18 protein-coding genes are annotated in these 16,901 nt (G+C 65.1%); 8 read left to right on the top strand and 10 right to left on the bottom strand.

Annotation, left to right across the window (positions count from 1 at the left end; all coding sequences use genetic code 11):
• Positions 1-16: 16 nt before the first annotated feature.
• Entirely contained in the window at positions 17-1,108 is a 1,092-nt protein-coding gene (locus JQ627_RS02130; RefSeq protein ID WP_212482495.1) for an AI-2E family transporter, read from the bottom strand.
• 150 nt (positions 1,109-1,258) lie between these two features.
• Between JQ627_RS02130 and JQ627_RS02135 the strand changes: the two genes are divergently transcribed.
• Positions 1,259-1,786: a GNAT family N-acetyltransferase gene (locus tag JQ627_RS02135; RefSeq protein WP_212482496.1), complete on the top strand. Its 528-nt coding sequence runs from the start codon at positions 1,259-1,261 to the stop codon at positions 1,784-1,786.
• Positions 1,787-1,927: 141 nt separating this feature from the next.
• On the opposite strand, the gene JQ627_RS02140 is transcribed toward JQ627_RS02135, so the two are convergent.
• On the bottom strand, positions 1,928-2,137 hold the full coding sequence (locus tag JQ627_RS02140) for a hypothetical protein (protein WP_212482497.1): 210 nt from the start codon (positions 2,135-2,137) through the stop codon (positions 1,928-1,930).
• Positions 2,134-2,967 (bottom strand): helix-turn-helix domain-containing protein, encoded by an 834-nt coding sequence (locus JQ627_RS02145; RefSeq protein ID WP_212482498.1) that lies wholly within the window; start codon positions 2,965-2,967, stop codon positions 2,134-2,136. Before JQ627_RS02145 ends, JQ627_RS02140 begins: the two co-directional genes overlap by 4 nt.
• A 452-nt stretch (positions 2,968-3,419) precedes the next feature.
• Here JQ627_RS02145 and JQ627_RS02150 point away from each other — a divergent pair, with 452 nt between their 5' ends.
• The 7 genes from JQ627_RS02150 to JQ627_RS02180 all read left to right on the top strand — a co-directional run bounded on the left by JQ627_RS02150 (position 3,420) and on the right by JQ627_RS02180 (position 11,316).
• Positions 3,420-5,297 carry a PAS domain-containing sensor histidine kinase gene (locus tag JQ627_RS02150; protein WP_249142829.1) on the top strand — a complete coding sequence of 626 codons (1,878 nt, stop codon included), beginning with the start codon at positions 3,420-3,422 and terminating at the stop codon, positions 5,295-5,297.
• Positions 5,294-5,965, top strand: a complete 672-nt coding sequence (locus JQ627_RS02155) for a response regulator transcription factor (protein WP_212482500.1) — start codon at positions 5,294-5,296, stop codon at positions 5,963-5,965. The genes JQ627_RS02150 and JQ627_RS02155 overlap by 4 nt, the downstream gene beginning before the upstream one ends.
• 100 nt (positions 5,966-6,065) lie before the next feature.
• Positions 6,066-6,446: a response regulator transcription factor gene (locus JQ627_RS02160; RefSeq protein ID WP_038955794.1), complete on the top strand. Its 381-nt coding sequence runs from the start codon at positions 6,066-6,068 to the stop codon at positions 6,444-6,446.
• A 138-nt stretch (positions 6,447-6,584) separates the two neighbouring features.
• The gene (locus JQ627_RS02165; protein WP_409363793.1) at positions 6,585-8,501 is read left to right on the top strand and encodes an FUSC family protein; all 1,917 of its coding nucleotides are present in this window, start codon (positions 6,585-6,587) and stop codon (positions 8,499-8,501) included.
• Positions 8,498-8,701: a DUF1656 domain-containing protein gene (locus JQ627_RS02170; RefSeq protein WP_028155834.1), complete on the top strand. Its 204-nt coding sequence runs from the start codon at positions 8,498-8,500 to the stop codon at positions 8,699-8,701. Before JQ627_RS02165 ends, JQ627_RS02170 begins: the two co-directional genes overlap by 4 nt.
• Positions 8,702-8,711: 10 nt before the next feature.
• The gene (locus tag JQ627_RS02175) at positions 8,712-10,010 is read left to right on the top strand and encodes an HlyD family secretion protein (protein ID WP_212482502.1); all 1,299 of its coding nucleotides are present in this window, start codon (positions 8,712-8,714) and stop codon (positions 10,008-10,010) included.
• Positions 10,011-10,269: 259 nt separating this feature from the next.
• Positions 10,270-11,316, top strand: a complete 1,047-nt coding sequence (locus JQ627_RS02180; RefSeq protein ID WP_212482503.1) for a helix-turn-helix domain-containing protein — start codon at positions 10,270-10,272, stop codon at positions 11,314-11,316.
• Positions 11,317-11,510: 194 nt separating this feature from the next.
• Here JQ627_RS02180 and JQ627_RS02185 read toward each other — a convergent pair whose 3' ends face one another.
• The 7 genes from JQ627_RS02185 to mdcC are packed head-to-tail and all read right to left on the bottom strand — an operon-like array spanning position 11,511 to position 16,900.
• Positions 11,511-12,449, bottom strand: coding sequence for an acyltransferase domain-containing protein (locus JQ627_RS02185; RefSeq protein WP_212482504.1), 939 nt, complete (start codon positions 12,447-12,449; stop codon positions 11,511-11,513).
• Positions 12,450-12,458: 9 nt separating this feature from the next.
• Entirely contained in the window at positions 12,459-13,409 is a 951-nt protein-coding gene (locus JQ627_RS02190; protein ID WP_212482505.1) for an AEC family transporter, read from the bottom strand.
• Positions 13,406-14,287 (bottom strand): triphosphoribosyl-dephospho-CoA synthase MdcB, encoded by an 882-nt coding sequence (gene mdcB / locus JQ627_RS02195; RefSeq protein ID WP_212482506.1) that lies wholly within the window; start codon positions 14,285-14,287, stop codon positions 13,406-13,408. The genes JQ627_RS02190 and mdcB overlap by 4 nt, the downstream gene beginning before the upstream one ends.
• Positions 14,284-14,964 (bottom strand): malonate decarboxylase holo-[acyl-carrier-protein] synthase, encoded by a 681-nt coding sequence (mdcG, locus tag JQ627_RS02200; protein ID WP_212482507.1) that lies wholly within the window; start codon positions 14,962-14,964, stop codon positions 14,284-14,286. Before mdcG ends, mdcB begins: the two co-directional genes overlap by 4 nt.
• Positions 14,939-15,661: a biotin-independent malonate decarboxylase subunit gamma gene (mdcE, locus tag JQ627_RS02205; RefSeq protein WP_212482508.1), complete on the bottom strand. Its 723-nt coding sequence runs from the start codon at positions 15,659-15,661 to the stop codon at positions 14,939-14,941. Before mdcE ends, mdcG begins: the two co-directional genes overlap by 26 nt.
• Positions 15,648-16,586 (bottom strand): biotin-independent malonate decarboxylase subunit beta, encoded by a 939-nt coding sequence (locus JQ627_RS02210; RefSeq protein WP_212482509.1) that lies wholly within the window; start codon positions 16,584-16,586, stop codon positions 15,648-15,650. Before JQ627_RS02210 ends, mdcE begins: the two co-directional genes overlap by 14 nt.
• Positions 16,583-16,900 (bottom strand): malonate decarboxylase acyl carrier protein, encoded by a 318-nt coding sequence (mdcC, locus tag JQ627_RS02215; protein ID WP_014496337.1) that lies wholly within the window; start codon positions 16,898-16,900, stop codon positions 16,583-16,585. Before mdcC ends, JQ627_RS02210 begins: the two co-directional genes overlap by 4 nt.
• Position 16,901: the final 1 nt, after the last annotated feature.

Here is a 16,901-nt window from a genome sequence, read left to right on the forward strand (position 1 = left end):
CCGACGTTGATTTAGGTCAACGGTCTACGGCCGCTTGCCGCGCCGGGACGGCGCGGTCGGTCCTGATCCAGGCCACCGCGAGCTCCCAGGCCACCGACAGGACGACGGGTCCGATGAAGAGGCCGACGATTCCGTGCCCCAGCGTGCCCCCAATCACGCCGATGAGGATGATGAGTGTCGGCGTCGTCAGGCCGCGCCCCATCACCAGCGGCTTCAATATGTTGTCGAGAATGCTGACGATTCCCAGAAAAAGCGTCAGCAGCAACGCTGTAGTGACGTCCTTGTCGGTCCAGATCCAGATGATCACGGGCAGCATGATGATGGTCCCGCCGATCTGCACGACGGATAGCAGCAGCACGAGGAACGCTAGCAGCCCGGCAATCGGGATGCCCGCCAGCTTGAAGCCGATGCCGGCCAGCAGCGCTTGGATGACGGCGATACCGATCACGCCTTGGGATACCGCACGAATGGTGGCGCCTGCCAGATCCAGGAAGTGCTCGCTCTGCTCGGGCACGATTCGCGACAGAAAAACCCTGACCGCCGCGACGAGCTGCGGTCCATAGGGAAAGAGACAGCCGGCGACCGCGACCGACAGCAGGAACTTGATCGTACCCACGCCGGCGTCGCCCGCGACGCCAAGCAGCGTACCGGCAAACGGCTTCAGATACGGCACAGTCCGTTGCAGAACCGAACGGAGATTGGTCGAGGCCTGATCCCAGAAATCGTAGAGCTGCTCTCCGATCAGCGGCCATGTCTTGATCACCGCGGGCGGCGAAGGAACCGCCAGATCGCCCGCGGCCAGCTCGCCGGCGAAATCCCTGATCCCGTCCACCGCACCGAGTCCGAGCCAGGCCGCCGGTCCGATGACGATGGCGAGATTAATTACGGTGAGAACCACCGCAGCGAGCTTCGGCCGCCCGCCGAGTAGCTTGGCAAACAGGACGAAGACCGGATTGAACGCGACCGCGAGCACGACGGCCCAGACCAGAATCGTGACGAATGGGCGGATCAGATAGAATGTCCAGAAGATCAACAGAGCGAGCAATCCGAGCCGGATCACGAGCTGGATCACGTCCTCTCCGGTGAGAAGCTGGCGAAGTGTCTTCAAGGGCGCGTCCGGTTCCAGACCAAAAGCGAGCGTAGTCGGCGCTTTGACGCTGCGATCTTGATCTGGATCAAGCGTCCCGGGGCGACGTGGAGACCTGATCGGCCGACGCCGGGCGCGATCGGTGCCTGGCCTGCCTGCATGGGAGCCGTGATGTTGGAGGCCGACAGCTACAGCGTACGCGAGCACTTGCGCGACGGCAGCCCGGTCGAGATCCGGGCGCTCCGGTCGGAGGATGAGGTCGGCATGCTCGCCGCGGTGGAAGGGACCAGTGCGCAATCATTGCAGCGCCGCTTCTTCGCGATGAAGCGCCATTTCTCCGACCGAGAACGCGCTTTCTTCGTGGACGTCGACTTCAAGACCCACGTCGCGCTGGTGGCGCTCGCCGGGGAAGCCGGCCAGACTGCCATCGTCGGCGGCGGCCGCTACATCGTCTTCGAACCGGGCCGCGCCGAGATGGCCTTCATGGTAGTCGATGCCTGGCAGGGACGTGGCGTCGGCTCGATCCTGATGCGCCACCTCATCAACCTCGCCGGCGAAGCCGAATTGCGTGAGCTCTCAGCAGAAGTCCTGCCTGAGAATGCGACCATGCTGAGCGTGTTCGGCAAGTTCGGCTTCGAGCCGGCGGCGCGCCGCGACCCGCAGACGGTGCATTTGGTCTTGAAGCTCAATGAGCGGTGACGCCGATACACGTGATGCCACCTTAGGCCATGAGTAGCCGTTCGACGTCCGGCCCGCTTCGCCCGCTTCACGGGACGCTGAAAGCAGCCGCCACGAACAGACATGCAAATGTCGCGACCAGCAGCAACGAGCTGCTGGACGCTATCGCGCGACGACCGTGACGATGGTTCGGCAGAAATCGAAAATGAACCGGCCATAGAGAGCGCCGGATCCTGGATCTGAAGATGCCAGGCGATAGGAGTTGCCGAGAGCACGGGCGATCTCCAGCGCGCCCGTGAGTTCTTGTTGCGCCATCGCCAGATGAATGCCGGCCAGCGGCAGCATCAGGACCTCAATACCGATACTGCTCATGACGGCCCCACTTCGGCGCGAGGCAGCGGCAGGAATTGCGCAAGGTGGGCACTCCTCCATTGATACGGCGTGTCGCCGGCGAAACGCTTGAATACCGTCGTGAAATGCGCCTGTGTCTGGAATCCGACGGTCAAGGCAACGTCGACGAGCGAGACGTCGGCGCGCCTCAGCAGTTCCTGTGCGCGTTCGATCCGCCGATTCAGCAGATAGTCGTGAGGCCGCATGCCGACCGCGACCCGGAACTGCGCGGCAAAGTGCATGCGGCTGAGGCCGGCGACCGCCGCCAGATCCTGCAAGGTGATCTTGCCAGCCAGATTCTCGTCGACATATTGCAGCACGCGCTTGAGGCGCCATTTTTGCAACGATCGCACAGACCGGCAGCGCTCGTCGTCGGCCTGGTCGATCTCGACGGCCGTCGGCCGGCTGGCCCTGCGGGTCAGGATGGCAAGACGCAAGGCGTCCGCAAGGATGGCGGAGTGAGGATGATGGGCCGCTTCGGTTGCAGCGAGCGCATCGGAGAGGTGTCGCATCACCGGGTCCGGGAACTCGCCTGCACCGGCCTCCCGATCGGTCTCAACCGAGACGCGCGCGAGGCGTTTCGCCGATACCCTGAAGCTGGGCCCGTCGCCGGTGGATCTCCGCACACCCGGCTGGGACGTCTCGATGGCCAGAGCCACATCGAGGTGAACGAGGGAAAGCGTCATCGCTTTTTCGCCGGCGCGATCCTGACGTTCCGCAAGCCCCGACTGCCGACCATCGATGGCGGAGACGCCGATCGAGCCGACGACATGATCCTTCGCGCCTAGCGGGTGTGACATCTGTAGCGACATCGTCGAACTCCTTGTCCCGTTTTCGATCCGGCGAGACCCAATTTCTCGTCCGAATGTGGGAGCAGAGTAGTTCGGCGGTCCCCGCGCTCCATTCTACGCGCGGGTGCACCGGATAGGTTCTCGGGTTGATCGCGTCATACCTAGGTATGACCGCGGCGTCGCGGGCCGCGCGGACGTCCCGTTCGCAGCGATGGCGGAACTGGTCTCGCCCTGCGGTATGTTGACGCGCTCGCCAGCGGTCGGAAAGTCACGCAAAACCCTGTTTTGCCGGGGAATGTGCCTCATCGGTACTCGCGCGGGATCGAACCGCGGCAACGTCTTTCAAGAGAGCACGAAAATCATGTTGCCGCATGTTGTCGGCCCGATCAAATCGCGGCATCAACGTGACCGGAAAATGAGCAGAGCGACCACCAGCGACGATGACCAGTCTTGATCGGGCCACGGGTTCATCGATGAGTCGCGGCGGCTTGCGGTTCTGGTCTGCCGTCCTCGCTTTCGCGGTTTTCCTGGTCGATGTGCTGACGCCGCTCGAGGGCGCGGTCGCAGTTCTCTACGTCGTTGCGATCCTGCTCGCGGCGAAGACGCACCGGCGCAACGACATCGTCGCCGCCGCTGCCGGCTGCAGCGTCCTGACCATAACCGCCTATCTGCTGTCGCACGATCTGGAGGCGATCGCCTCGCCTGCCCTTCGTGCGCTGGTGAGCCTCGCCGCCATCGGAATCACGACCTTGCTGGCGCTCCAGAATCACGCGGCGACGAAGCGCCTCGCGGCGCAGGCGCGGCTGCTCAATCTCTCGCATGACATGATCTTCGTCAGGGATCGCCGCGGCGTGATCACATTCTGGAACAGGGCCGCGGAACACGCCTACGGCTGGTCGGCCGACGAGGCGGTCGGGCAACACGCCGACGCGCTGCTGAGAACCGCATATCCCGACCGGCGAGAGGTCATCGAGGCCGGCTTGCTCGACATCGGCCGATGGGAAGGCAGGCTGGAGCAGCGGACGAAGGCCGGCGGCGCACTCACCGTCGATGCTCGATGGGCGCTCCAGCACGACCATCTCGGCAAACCCGTCGGAGTGCTTGAAACGCACACCGACGTCACGGACCGCGTAGCGGCACATAACGCGCTGGTGCTAAGCGAGCAACGATACCGCCGGATGTTCGACGCGAGCCGCGTCGGCGTCGTCGAAGAGGACTGGAGCGCAGTGCGGACCGCGCTGAATTCGCTGGAGACCGGAGGCGCCACCTTACGGGACTATCTTGCACGAAATCCCGAATTCGTGCGGCATGCCCGCCGGCTCGCTGGAATCACCGACGTCAATCCGGCCCTCCAGAAGATGGCGGGAGCAAGCGGCTCTGCGGCCTTCGTGGGGAACGTGGACAGGCTTCTGGGCGAGAACGACCGCAGTTTCCTCGGCGCGCTGGTCGCATTCGCGGAAGGAGAGCGGTTCCACGAAGGCGAGACCGATCTCGTGAGCCTCGACGGACGCAAGGTGCCCGTCCTGTTTACGATCACCTTTCCGGCCGAGCCCGACGGAGATCGCAACGTGCTCGCCTTCGTCATCGACATCACCGAGCGCAAGCAGGCACAGGACGCGCTGCTCGCGGCGCAGGCGGAGCTGGCGCATGCCGCGCGCGTCGCCACGCTTGGCGAACTCAGCGCGTCCATTGCCCACGAGGTGAATCAGCCTCTGGCAGCGATCGTCACCAGCGGCGAAGCTGGCTTACGGTGGCTGCGCCGCGACGTGCCCGATCTCAAGGAGGTTGCGACGACGATCGGTCACGTCGTTGCTCAGGGCCGCCGCGCCAGCGAGATCGTGACCCGCATCCGGACTTTCCTGAAGAAGGCCTCGCCCCAGCAGGATCTGCTGCAGATCGACGAGATCATCGAGGAAGCGACCCTCCTGATCGCGCGCGAGCTCGCCAAGGACGACGTCGCCCTCATCGTCAAGACGGAGCATGGCCTGCCGCCGGTTCGCGGCGACCGGATCCAGCTTCAGCAGGTCCTGGTCAATCTTCTGATCAATGCCGGCCAGGCCATGTCAGGCCGGCCCGGTTCCCGCACCGTCACGCTGCGCGCCGGAACCGTCGACGGTGAAAACCTTGCCATCACGGTCGAGGACAGCGGCCCGGGCATCCAGCCTGACGACCTGCCGCGCCTGTTTGATCCGTTCTTCACCACCAAGGGCGGCGGCATGGGCATGGGACTTGCGATCTGTCGAACGACGGTGGAAGCTCACGGCGGCCGATTGTCCGTGGAGAGCTCTCCGGGATCGGGCGCGACATTCCACCTGACACTGCCATTCAGCCAAGAACACGCCTTGCCATGACACGACCAAACCAAGCGCAACCGCCGGCCCAGTCCTCCAGTTCAGTCGTCATCATCGTTGATGACGACGCGAGCATTCGTGCCTCGCTCGACAGCCTGTTCCGATCCGTCGGTCTCGATACACGCCTGTTCGGCTCGCCGGCCGAGCTGCTTGGCGGCACGATGCCCGACGGCCCGGCCTGCATCGTGCTGGACGTTCGGCTCCCGGGCGTGAGCGGCCTCGATCTCCAGGGTCAACTGACCCGCCAGGGCATCAGATATCCAATCATCTTCATGACCGGTCATGGGGACATTCCAATGTCGGTGCGCGCCATGAAGGCTGGCGCCGTGGATTTCCTGTCCAAGCCGTTTCGCGATCAGGACATGCTCGACGCCGTGACGGCAGCGCTCGAGCGCGATGCGCAGCGCCGCGCGGAAGCCGCGACGAAGGAAGATATCCGCATCCAGTATGAGAGCCTGACGGCGCGCGAACGCGAGGTGATGGGCCATGTGACCGCCGGCTTGATGAACAAGCAGGTGGCAGGCCTGATCGGCCTCAGCGAGATCACCGTCAAGATCCACCGCGGCAACGTCATGCGCAAGATGGAGGTCCGGTCGCTGGCCGACCTCGTTCGCAAGGCCGAAGCGCTCGAGATTTCCCAGAACCGAAAGACTACGGACCAAACCTGAGTATAATTTCGGCGGGACTGCCGCACGGTGCATAAGGCGCCATCGGCCGCCCAAGGGGAGATATCCTCCCTGCGGAACACAGCGGTCAGGATGTGTGCCAATGGCCAAAACCCCGGTGATTGCGATCGTAGACGACGACGAAGGCGTGCGCGCGTCGCTGGCGAGCCTGGTGCGTTCGCTCGGCTACGAGGCCCACGCCTACGAGTCCGGCGTCGCCTTCCTGCGGGAACCCGCGGGAGAAGATCCGGCCTGCATGATCGCCGACGTTCAGATGCCGGTCATTACCGGCGATGAATTGCAGGCGCGCCTGGTTGCCTCCGGTCGCCATTTCCCGATCATTTTCATGACCGCGTTCCCCAGCGAACCCGTGCGCCAGCGTGTCATGGCGGCTGGCGCGCATTGCTATCTCGGCAAGCCGTCGAGTGGCGACGAGATCATCCGCCGCCTCGAAGAGGCCCTGGCGGGCCACGCGCCGCAATAGTCGGGCCCCGGCTCGGGCCAAGTGCGCCTCCCCGGCGTGCGTTCCCGAAAACAGGTTGGTGGACCGAAAATACCGACCGGCACGGCTCATGCTCCCCTTCGATTTCGCGACGCCGACAGGCTGCACGCTTTGCCGAACATGGAGCGAGCACAATTGCCAGGGGACGCCACCAGCGCTGCCGACGACATCCGCCCGCGGGTCTTCGCCGGCTTCCCGGTGAGTTCCTGGGCGTTCGCGCTGCGCGTCCTGCTGGCAATGCTCCTCGCACTCTATGTGAGCTTCTGGCTCGAGCTCGAATCCCCCTCGTCGGCAGCAATCACCGTGGCAATCCTGGCGCTGCCCACGCGCGCACAGGGCATGGAAAAGGCAGGCTACCGGCTGCTCGCAACCGTCATCGGCGTGATCGCATCGATCGCCCTCGCCGGCACCTTTTCCCAAACCGGCGCGCTCCAGCCCACAATGTTGGGCATCTGGGTCGGACTTTGCGTCTGCGCTGCCGGGATGCTGGACGGCAATCGCGCTTATGCGGCGGCTCTCAGCTGCATCACCGTTGCCCTGATTGCCATTCAGCAGATCGACAGTCCGTTGCAAGTGTTTCCGACAGGCGTCGCCCGGGGCGCCGCCATCGCCATCGGCGTCCTCGCGGTTGCTCTGGTCAACGAGGTGCTCTCCGCGCCGGACTATCATCCGGTTCTGGCGAGCCGCCTCGAAACACTGCATCGCCGGGTCACGGAGTTCGCGCAACGCGCCGTCCGCGGCGACGCTTCATCCGCGACGGCTGCTGCGGACATGTTGCGCGATGTCGCGGCCCTGCATCCGGAGATCGCGAGCCTCGTCACGGAGTCGATCAGCGGCCCGGCCAGATCCTCAGCCGCACGCTCTGCGATGGTGGGCCTCGTCAGCGAGCTGGCGCTCGCCCGTACGCTCGCAGCACTGCCAGCCGCATCCGCGACGTCTCGGGACGACCGAGACCCCGGCGCCTCTGGCCTGGTCGCGATCTGCCGGACCTATCTGCGCGACGAAATCATCCGCAGGAATGCAGACGTGCGCGACAGCCTGGAGGCGCTGCGGGCCGGAAACTATCCACTCCGGCAATGGCGCGCGCCGCTGTACCGCTCGCCTCGCATTGCAGCGGAAGCCGGCGTCAGGGCAGCGATCCACTTCATCCTCATTGCAATCATCTTCGTGATGGCGGGATGGCCGAGCACCGCGCTCTGCCTCTCGCTTGCCGCAGTCATCATCGGCCTGAGCGCGACGGCTCCGGATCCGCGCGCCTTCACGACACTGGCGGTTTTTGCCGTGCCGATCGGATGCCTGCTCGCCGGCATCCTGAAATACCTCGTCTTCAACGGCGTATCCGAGTTTCAACTGCTGGCGATCGGCCTCGCGCCTCTCGTGATCGGCGCAGCGCTCCTGATCACGCTGACGAGCGGCGTCCTGCCGTCGCTCAGCCGGCTCTCTCTCGTGTTCACGCTTGCCGTTCTCGCACCGAGCAATCCGCAGAGCTACGACCCCGAGGTGTTCCTGGTGACGTGTCTGTTTGTCCAACTCTCCTCGGTTCTCGTCTTCGCGGCGCAGCTCCTGCTGCCATCCTTGTCCAGTGAACGGAGGATCCGGCTGCTGCTGGACGAAGCCCATCGCGAGCTGAGCCGCCTCGATTCCGGACGAGCGCGGCATCCTGCGCCGGAGGAAGCCGCGTTTCGCGATGCCGCACGGATCGAGCAGATCCTGACGACCAACGGCGCCACGGCGCCTCCCCCTCGGGTCGTCGCGGAAGCGATGCGCTGCTTCGACGAGGCGGTGGTGCTGCGACGGTGCCGTGCCGAACTGGACCGCCTGGCCGAGACCTTACTCGGCGGGGCGGTGCACGCCGCGCGAGCCGCGCTCACCCTTCGGGATGGAGGCGCAATCCTGACTGCCGCCGAGGCGCTACGCCAGACGGGTGCACAAGGCAATCTGTCTGTCGATCCGGTGCTCGCCGCGCTCGTATCGGCCAGCTTCATCTTCGAATCTTGGCAGAGTTTCGCCGGTTCCGGCCAGGGAAAGCGTCCGTGACGAATACCTATCGTGAACTCGTCGTGGGCGGTGTACTGATCGCCCCGATCGTGTCCTATGCGGCAACGGCGCTGCTCGCATTCCTGCTGCTCCGCCCGGTGCTGCGCTTCGTGGGATTTACAAGAATCTTCAGCAACCCGTCGCTGGCCGAGCTCTGCCTCTACGTGTCGATCTTCGGCCTGCTCGCGCTCTTCTGCTAAGGAGAAAGTCATGGACGCGGCTCTGCCTCGAGATGCGGCCTTTCCGCCCCACGCCGAACCGCCAGCCGAAGCACGGACGGACGCAGCCGACACCGTCGCGTGTTCCAGCCTGACGGAGGCCGCGGCGCGCGCGACCAGCGACCGCGCCGCGAACGACGGCGAACCTTCGAGGCAGGCGACGCCATTGACGCGGTCGCCGCGCAAGGCCGCCGGGCGATTCATGGCCGGCGTCGGCAAGCATTTCGCCACTCTTGCCATTGCCCTGATCGCCATCCTGATATCGGTTGCGACCTGGCAGCACTATGTCACCGCGCCCTGGACGCGCAATGGCAGCGTGCGCGTGCAGGTTGCCAATGTCGCGCCGCAGATTGCAGGCAAAATCGTGGAGCTGCGGGTGGTCGACAACCAGTTCGTCCACAAGGGTGACGTGCTCTACGTCATCGATCCCTTCGACTTCGAGGTAGCCGTTCGCATCGGCAAGGCCCTCGTCGACCAGCGAGCGGCGGACCTGGAGGTAAAGCAGGCCGAATTCGACCGGCGCCGGCGTCTGTCCGACCTGGCGACTACGCCAGAGGAGCAGCAGATCTTCGCCGGCAATGCCGCGCAGGCGAAGGCCGCCTACGCGGCGGCCGCCCACCAGCTAGCACAGGCGGAATTGAACCTGAAGCGCACCAATGTGCTCAGCCCCGTCGACGGCTATGTCACCAATCTCCTGCTGCGTGTCGGCGACTATGCGCTGACCGGCGTCACCAACGTCTCCATCATCGATTCCAACAGCTTCTGGATCGACGGTTATTTCGAGGAAACCAAGATGGCGCATGTCTGCGTCGGCGATCGCGTCGAGGCACAGCTCGTCGGCTACTCCAAGCCGATCCTGGGACACGTGAAAACCGTGACCCGCGGCATCAGCGCGTCAAACGCCGCGGCGGGCACGCAAGGTTTGCCCAACGTGGACCCGATCTACACCTGGGTGCGGCTTGCGCAGCGCATACCGGTTCGCGTCGCCATCGACACGGTGCCGCCGGGCGTGCCGCTGGTCTCCGGCATGACGGCCACGGTGACGATCCGGCAGCCCGATGCGGTCGATCGCCGGCCCTGGTCTCATCGGCTCCGCACGACCTTCGTGGACCCGATGTTCGATGTGTTCGGCGCAGGAGATCCGCCCCGCCCAAACTGCCTCCAATCCGCATCCCAGCAGCCTCCCGAGGTGGCGACGCTTCCCTACGCACGGGTGCCCGCAGTTCCGTCAGCGGAGAAGATCGCGCCCGGCCTCACCCCCGGCATCGATGCCCCGCCACGCCTTCCCTGAATCCAGTCAGATCGGCCGACCTGACGAGAGGCGCCGCGTCGCACCGCAACATCGGAACTCACAGCCCAAGCCTTTGATTCTACTTGCTCAATTGGGAGTTTCGCAACCTTCCGACGCACCTGCAGCTTTTGCAAAATCTAACACCATTTCAGCAACTCTAACGGGCCTTGTGGCGGCATCAGACATATCGTTCGAACGTCAACCAATGGCATTCGGCAGCCGTCACGGCGGCAGCGGAGTCCAACAAACGGGACGAACGATGCTCACCGATATGCAAGCGGCCGGCGCCCGATTGACGCATCAACCCGGCGCCCGCGAACCGGATCTCTCTCAGGGCGCGCTCCCATTCCCCCAAGAACGAAGATGGCGCCAGCCCGAGCAACGCGCGGGCGTTGCGCGCGAGGACATCACGATCTCTCGTTTTACCTATGCGCAGACGGCCATCAGGCGCGAGGAAGCAACGACGCCTCCCGACCGGTACTTCTTCTCCATCGCCCTGAAGAGCACACGTCTCAAGCTGACCAGAGGCAGCCAGACCATTTTCGACGGCACCATGCCGGCGGGCACGCTCTATGTCGGCGCGCCGTCGAAGCCGCTCCGCGTGCAGTTTCATGCGCCGTGCGATTTCCTCCACTTCCACATCTCGGCCAATTGCCTTCCATCTCCGCAACCGGGAACGGAGCCGCTCGCGTCCGAATGCCTGAACGATCTCGTTCTGTTGCGCGACCCGTTCGCCGAGCAGCTCGCAAAGGCGCTGACCGAACAAGGCCATTCGGCCGATCGGGAATTTGCGCGCTGCATTGCCCAAACGCTGGCGATGCACGTCGCTCGGCGCGAGCCCCCGCGCACGAAAGTCAATGCCTTGCCGAAATGGCGTCTCCGACGCGTCGAGGAGTATGTCAAGGCGCGCTTCGACCACTCCATCAGCCTGTCCGACCTTGCCGGCGTCGCGGGATTGTCCCGGATGCACTTTGCAGCGCAGTTTCGCGCCGCGACGGGATACCGGCCGCGCGAATATCTCCTGCAACAGCGCATCGAGCATGCAAAATCTCTCCTGTCGAATACCGAGACGCCGCTGGTCGAGGCGGCGCTGGCCGTCGGTTTCTGCACGCAGGCGCATTTCTCGACTGTCTTCAAACGTCTGACAGGCGACACGCCGGCACGTTGGCGATGCACCAGCCGGAACGCATTGGCGTCACCCAGGCTCGCTGAATGCGCCCCGGTTCCGTCACGCGAGCCGGTGTCTCATGTCCTGCCGGCGGACCTTCGTGAATCATGCGAAATGAGAAACAGCGTGGGGACGTGAAATACTTTGCACGCCGGATCGGCGATGCTGGCAGTGTTAGTGACTGAGACCCCCAAGTCACGGCTCGAGCCTTCTCCTCCCAGGCATCCGCGCATTGGGCCGTCCTCCCCACAAGGACGGCCCCTTTTTTTGACCTCGCCGCACGCCGATCCGGAGCGCCGTCCGTCCGATTCCGGAACGAAACTGTTGCCATTTCAGTCGCTGAGATGGCGCGCAAGCCAGGCACGCACGCCCTGAAGACTCCTGAAATCGTCGAGCGACCGCACGGGAATGCCGGGCGCGATGCTCGCAACCATCCCGCTCAGTGCATGTCCAGGTCCAAATTCGAGAAATGTCGTGGCGCCCGCTTCGAGACAGCTTTGCAGGCAATTTCCCCACTGCACGGTTTGCGAGATCTGCGCGGCAAGCTTGTCGTGGCCCGCCTCGGCGGAGGCGACCGAACCGCCATCGACGCCGCTCAGGATGCGCGCGCCAGCGGCCGGCGGGAACGCCACCGGCGCCGCCCGCAGGACTTCTCGAAACACGACCGATGCTTTGGCGAGCCGTCCGGTGTGGGAGGCAACCTCAACCGGCAGATCGACGATCCTTGCGGCGTGCATCGCTCTCGCGTCTCCCGCAATCCTGTTCAATGCCTCCCGGCCACCGCCGATCACAAAGGCATCGCCAGGATTGACGATGGCGATTGCCGCGCCGTGGCGCTCGCAAAGGCGGGTAACATCGTCGTGTGAAAGACCGCGGACAAAGATCAGCCCGTCACCGGCACAGGTGGCGGCATCCATCGCTTCCGCGCGGCGCACCGCGAGGTCGAGCGTAACGACCGGTTCGAACAAGTCTCCCACGCCCCAGGCCGCCACCTCACCGACGCTGTAGCCGGCGATGACGGCGCCATGTGGAATGACGCCCCTGAGCGCGGCAGCAGCGGCCAGTGCCTGCAACGTGCAAAGAATCTGGCCGGAACGGTTGCGATGCAGAGCATCCTCCGATTCGCTGCGCACGAAATCGCGCGGATCCCTGCCGCCCAGCAACGTTGCCGCGTGTGCAAACAGGTGCGTCGCTTCCGGCGCATCGCCCGTCAGGGCGAACATGTCCCGATGCTGCCTGCCTTGTCCCGAGCACAGGATCGCAAGCGTCATGGTCGCCACCTAGTGCGGAAAGAGCACGGCGATCGCGACCGCCATGGTCGCGACGCTGAATCCGGTGCTCGAAATGACCATCGATCCGACCGCTGCGGAGTCCAGCCGGTAATTGACCGCAAACAGAATGCCGAAAAAGCCAGAAGGCACCGCGGCGAGCAGAATGGCCGTCCTCGCTGTGTCGGGAGCCATTGGAAAGACGTGAGTGACTGCAACGGCCGCGAGTGGCCGTACCATGTCCGCGGCAACCGTTGCGGCCGCGATTTTCCAGTTCAGGCGGAACGATTGTGCCGACAGGATGGCTCCGGTGAGGAACAGCGCGACGCCGGCGGCCGAACTCCCGATCAGCGCGAGGCAGGCATGAGCGACCGCGTCGAGGCTCAGATCCGACACCGAAAACAGGATGCCGAATACGGGCGCGAGCACGACCGGCTTGGTGATCGCACGCCCCACTGCCGTCAGCATCTGCCGCGCCGCCATTTCCTCGCCACGGGACCTGGCGGCGTCCATTTCCGCCATGATCAGGGTCACCGGGCTGATAAGGACCGAACCGGTCGCCAATGCGACGGCGACCGGAACGGCGCCTGCCTGTCCCGCGATGGATGTCAGGATTGGAAGACCGACGCCGGCAAGATTTGGAAAGCCGACCGTGAGTGCCTGAATCGACGCATCGGGCCGCGACACCTTGAACAATTTGCGCGCGGCAAGATACCAGACGGCATAGAGCAACGACATCGTTATGCCGAGCACCAGAAAGAGCGGAACCTGCTCGATCATCTCGCTGCGCGACGCCGAGGCAGTCGCGGCGAACAGCGACGCCGGCACGGCGAAATCCATCACGAGAGCGTTGAGAGCATCGACATGGAGATTGTCGACGACATGAAACCTTCCCGCGGTGTATCCCAGCAGCAAGACGAAGAACACCGGCACCAGCGCCATCAGGATTGCATTGGACATCATGGCCCCGGCGCGTCGTGGGCATCGACGAAGAGCGACATCGCAAGCAGGTCAGCCGAGCCACCGGGACTGAGACGACGCGCGACGAAGCTTTCATGGATCCATCGCGCGCTGGCGCGCCAGCCGGGAGCGCGCACGCCGCCGGCGTCGATGAAGCGACGCGCCGCGCGACGCGCAAAGCGAAGCCCCTCGAGCCCGCCACGATGCAACAGATTGGTGTCTTCCACGGACGCAATCAGTGCAAAGCACGCTTCGACCCGCGCCGCTTCCGCATCTTCGGGCGTGGCAGGCATTGTTCTCCGCAAGGCCGGCAAGCCGATCCGGTAGACGCTGGGAAACCCACTCGCCGCCTCGAGACGGGCTCCGCCTGCGTGAAAGCGGCGGCGAGCAGCGCTGCCATGGCTGTGCAGCAACACCGGACCGTGGAGTATGCCGGCGCCCCAAAGGCGTGCCACGACGTCGCCGAGCGGAAGTGCCGGATCGACCAACCCGCCGGCCCTCGCACCGGCCGCCGCGCACAACAGGCCAAGGCCGAAGATCGCGCCGCGATGCGTATTGACGCCTGAGGTCGCCTCGAGCATCGCACGTTCGGCCTCCAGGCCGATGACCCGCAGCAGTCCCAGGCCGCAACCGAGCGCGCCCGCATCGGCAAGACTTTGAAGGTAGGGCCTGATGGCCGCGGCGCTGCGACGAAACGTGCCGGCATCCATGTCGTCGTGACTACCATTGTCGACATGGCTCACCAGCCCCGGCTTGGGCCAGGTTTCCAGCTCCATGGCGAGGCAATCGGCGGCGAAACCACCGATGGACCAGATGCAGGACGCCATCTGCCCCCGGGGTGAAACGAGTGGTTCGGTGCTTCGCGCAGCCGCTGTGATCATGATCCCGTCGCTCCCGAAATGAATCGATCCCTGTCGAGCAGGGTTACGCACCGGATGGTCTTGACCAGAAGCTGGTCCGTGCCGGCGTGGAATTCGCGCCAGTTCACCGCTGCACCATCCGCGCGCATCAATTCACCGTCGAGCCGCATCGGCGCATCGGTCTCGATCGCCGCCACGTCGGCGGCGAGACGCTCCAGATCGGTCTCGCGGGAGAACGCGAACAGGACATCGAGGTCGGAACAAGCGGTCACGTAATCGAGCCCGGTCAGCGATTGCCATGCGAGGCTGCCGAACACGCGCACGTCCACCGAATGACGAAGCGCGAGCTCATCGAGCCGATCGAGCGTCGGCCACCAGTTGCGCGGCGCCGAGGCGCGCGCCTCCCGCAGCGAGGGCGGCCTCGCGACCGAGGTGATGTGGTCGATATCCGCGAGAAGCGACACCCGCTTCTTGCCGGCGGAGGGCGGCAACGGCAGGCCGAGCGCAAGGCCGGTCGCTTCGCAAGGCAGAGCGCGCCGCCTGATCGTCGGCCATCCCATTTCGGACCAGCGCGAAACCAGCGGGTCGGCTGCGAGATCGCCGCGCATCCCGATCATCGCGCGCCAACCCTGCGGGCTGACAAAGACGAGGTCGTGGCGACTGGCCGGCGGTTCACCGGGTTTGCAGGGCGAGATCACGAACGCGCTCCGCGATATCGGCGGCCTTCGGCCGGCCGCCACGCTCCTTGCCGAGCGCATCTCTTCGATCCCGCGCAGCCGGCATGTCGGCGAGCAGCGTCTCCAGCTGGTCTGCAAGTGAGGTGGAATCGCTCCATGTCATATGAACGGCACCCATCTGCTCGAGATTGGAGAGCCCCGGCGCGAAAACCGGCGTCGATTTGGCTTTCTCCTCAAGGGCCGTCATCGACAATTTGGTGACCTTCGCCATCGACGGCAGATCCATCACCGCGGGAGAGGCGCCGGGCAATCCGACCAGCACGCGCGTCGCCAGGCCTGTCGCAAGCAGGGCCCCCGCAGCCGAGTGGCCATAGAGAAGACCGATGGTCGGGCGGCCGTGCATGTCCGCGTGGATCAGCACCTTCGCCAGATGCGCGAGAAATTCGTTGAGCCCGAGCATCTCGTCACGCTTGCTCATGCGCTGGCTGTCGCTGTCGACGAGCACCAGGATCGGTCCGCTCCCCCGGTCGATCGACTTCAGGACGTGCGCGGAAAGTCTGATCGCCTCGTCGACGCCGAGCGCGGTCCGATCCGCAACACCAATCACGAGTATCCTGCCGCCGGACCGCAGCGTTGCCGCGCCGGCAAGGACGCCATTATCGTTCCTGACCTCATGGCCGTCGGGGAACAGCGATGCGAGAATGTCATCGAGCGTCACGGCTGCTCCTCCCGATCCTGCTAGCGAGCGCAATGAACTGGTCGGCCGGCAATTCCGGAACCGTTTCCGCATCCGCAACACCTTCCACGGTCCAGATATCGACGGCGTCCTGGCAAGCGCCAAAGCGGCGCAACCTGTCAGCCAGACGCCCCTGCTCCGCCCTGAGCCGGTCGAGGCCGAAGGGGCCGATCAACCCGATCAGCTCGCGTGCGGCCTCGCGAAAATCCTGCACGGTGTCATCGGCGAAGACGTCGGCTGCACCGAGCAGCCGCCGGTGCTTGCCGCCCATGGTGCGCCAGACCAAGGCACGGTCACGGGAGTCGAACTCCTCGACGCCGCGATTGGTCTCGATCACCTCGGGGCCCGAAACCGCGACGCGTCCCGCCTCCGACACGGCGAGCGCGGAGCAACAGCCAGCGATCAGACCGCCGCCGCCATAACAGCCGGAGCGCCCGCCAATCAGGCCGATGACCTTCACGCCGGCGCTGCGCGCCTCCATCACTGCGCGCATGATCTCGGCGATGGCGAGCTCACCGGCATTGGCCTCCTGCAACCGGACGCCGCCAGTATCGAACAGGATCAGAACGGGGATTGATCCGATCTCGCGCGCTGCGCGGAGCAGGCCCGTCAGCTTGGCGCCGTGCACCTCACCGAAGGCGCCACCCATGAAGCGTCCTTCCTGCGCGGCGACGAATACCGGCGCACCGCCGAGGCGGCCATGGCCGACAACGATGCCGTCATCGAACTGCTCGGGAAGGTCGAATATCTCCAGATGCGGACTGACCTCGCGCTGTTCCGGCCCGATGAACTCGACCAGGCTGCCGGCATCAAGCAGCAGATCAAGCCTCGTCCGCGCCGATGCCTCGTTGAAGCTTGTGCTGCGGGCCCGTTCGGCCGGGGCGACGTGCTGGAGCGGCGCGGTCATCGGTCGCTCCCCGCGATCAATCGCACCGCCTGCGCCAGCCGAAGCGACACCGTGTCGGGGCGCGCGCCGCCGTCATTGATGGAAAATTTCAGCCCGCCGGGCGAATAGCGCTCGACGAAATCGCCAATGACAGCGCTCCAGACTTCGCCGAAGCCCATCGCCGCGGTTTTGATCTCGACCGCGCATTCCGCATCCGGCAGGACGCGCTCCACCAGCACTTCAAGATTGCCCGAGGCGACCACACCCACGATCGCGCTCTGCCTGATACCGCCCGCGCGCTCGCGAACCGGGTGATGAAAGCTGAGATCTTCCATG

The organism is Bradyrhizobium liaoningense (assembly GCF_018130785.1).
Classification (GTDB): Bacteria; Pseudomonadota; Alphaproteobacteria; order Rhizobiales; family Xanthobacteraceae; genus Bradyrhizobium; species Bradyrhizobium liaoningense_A.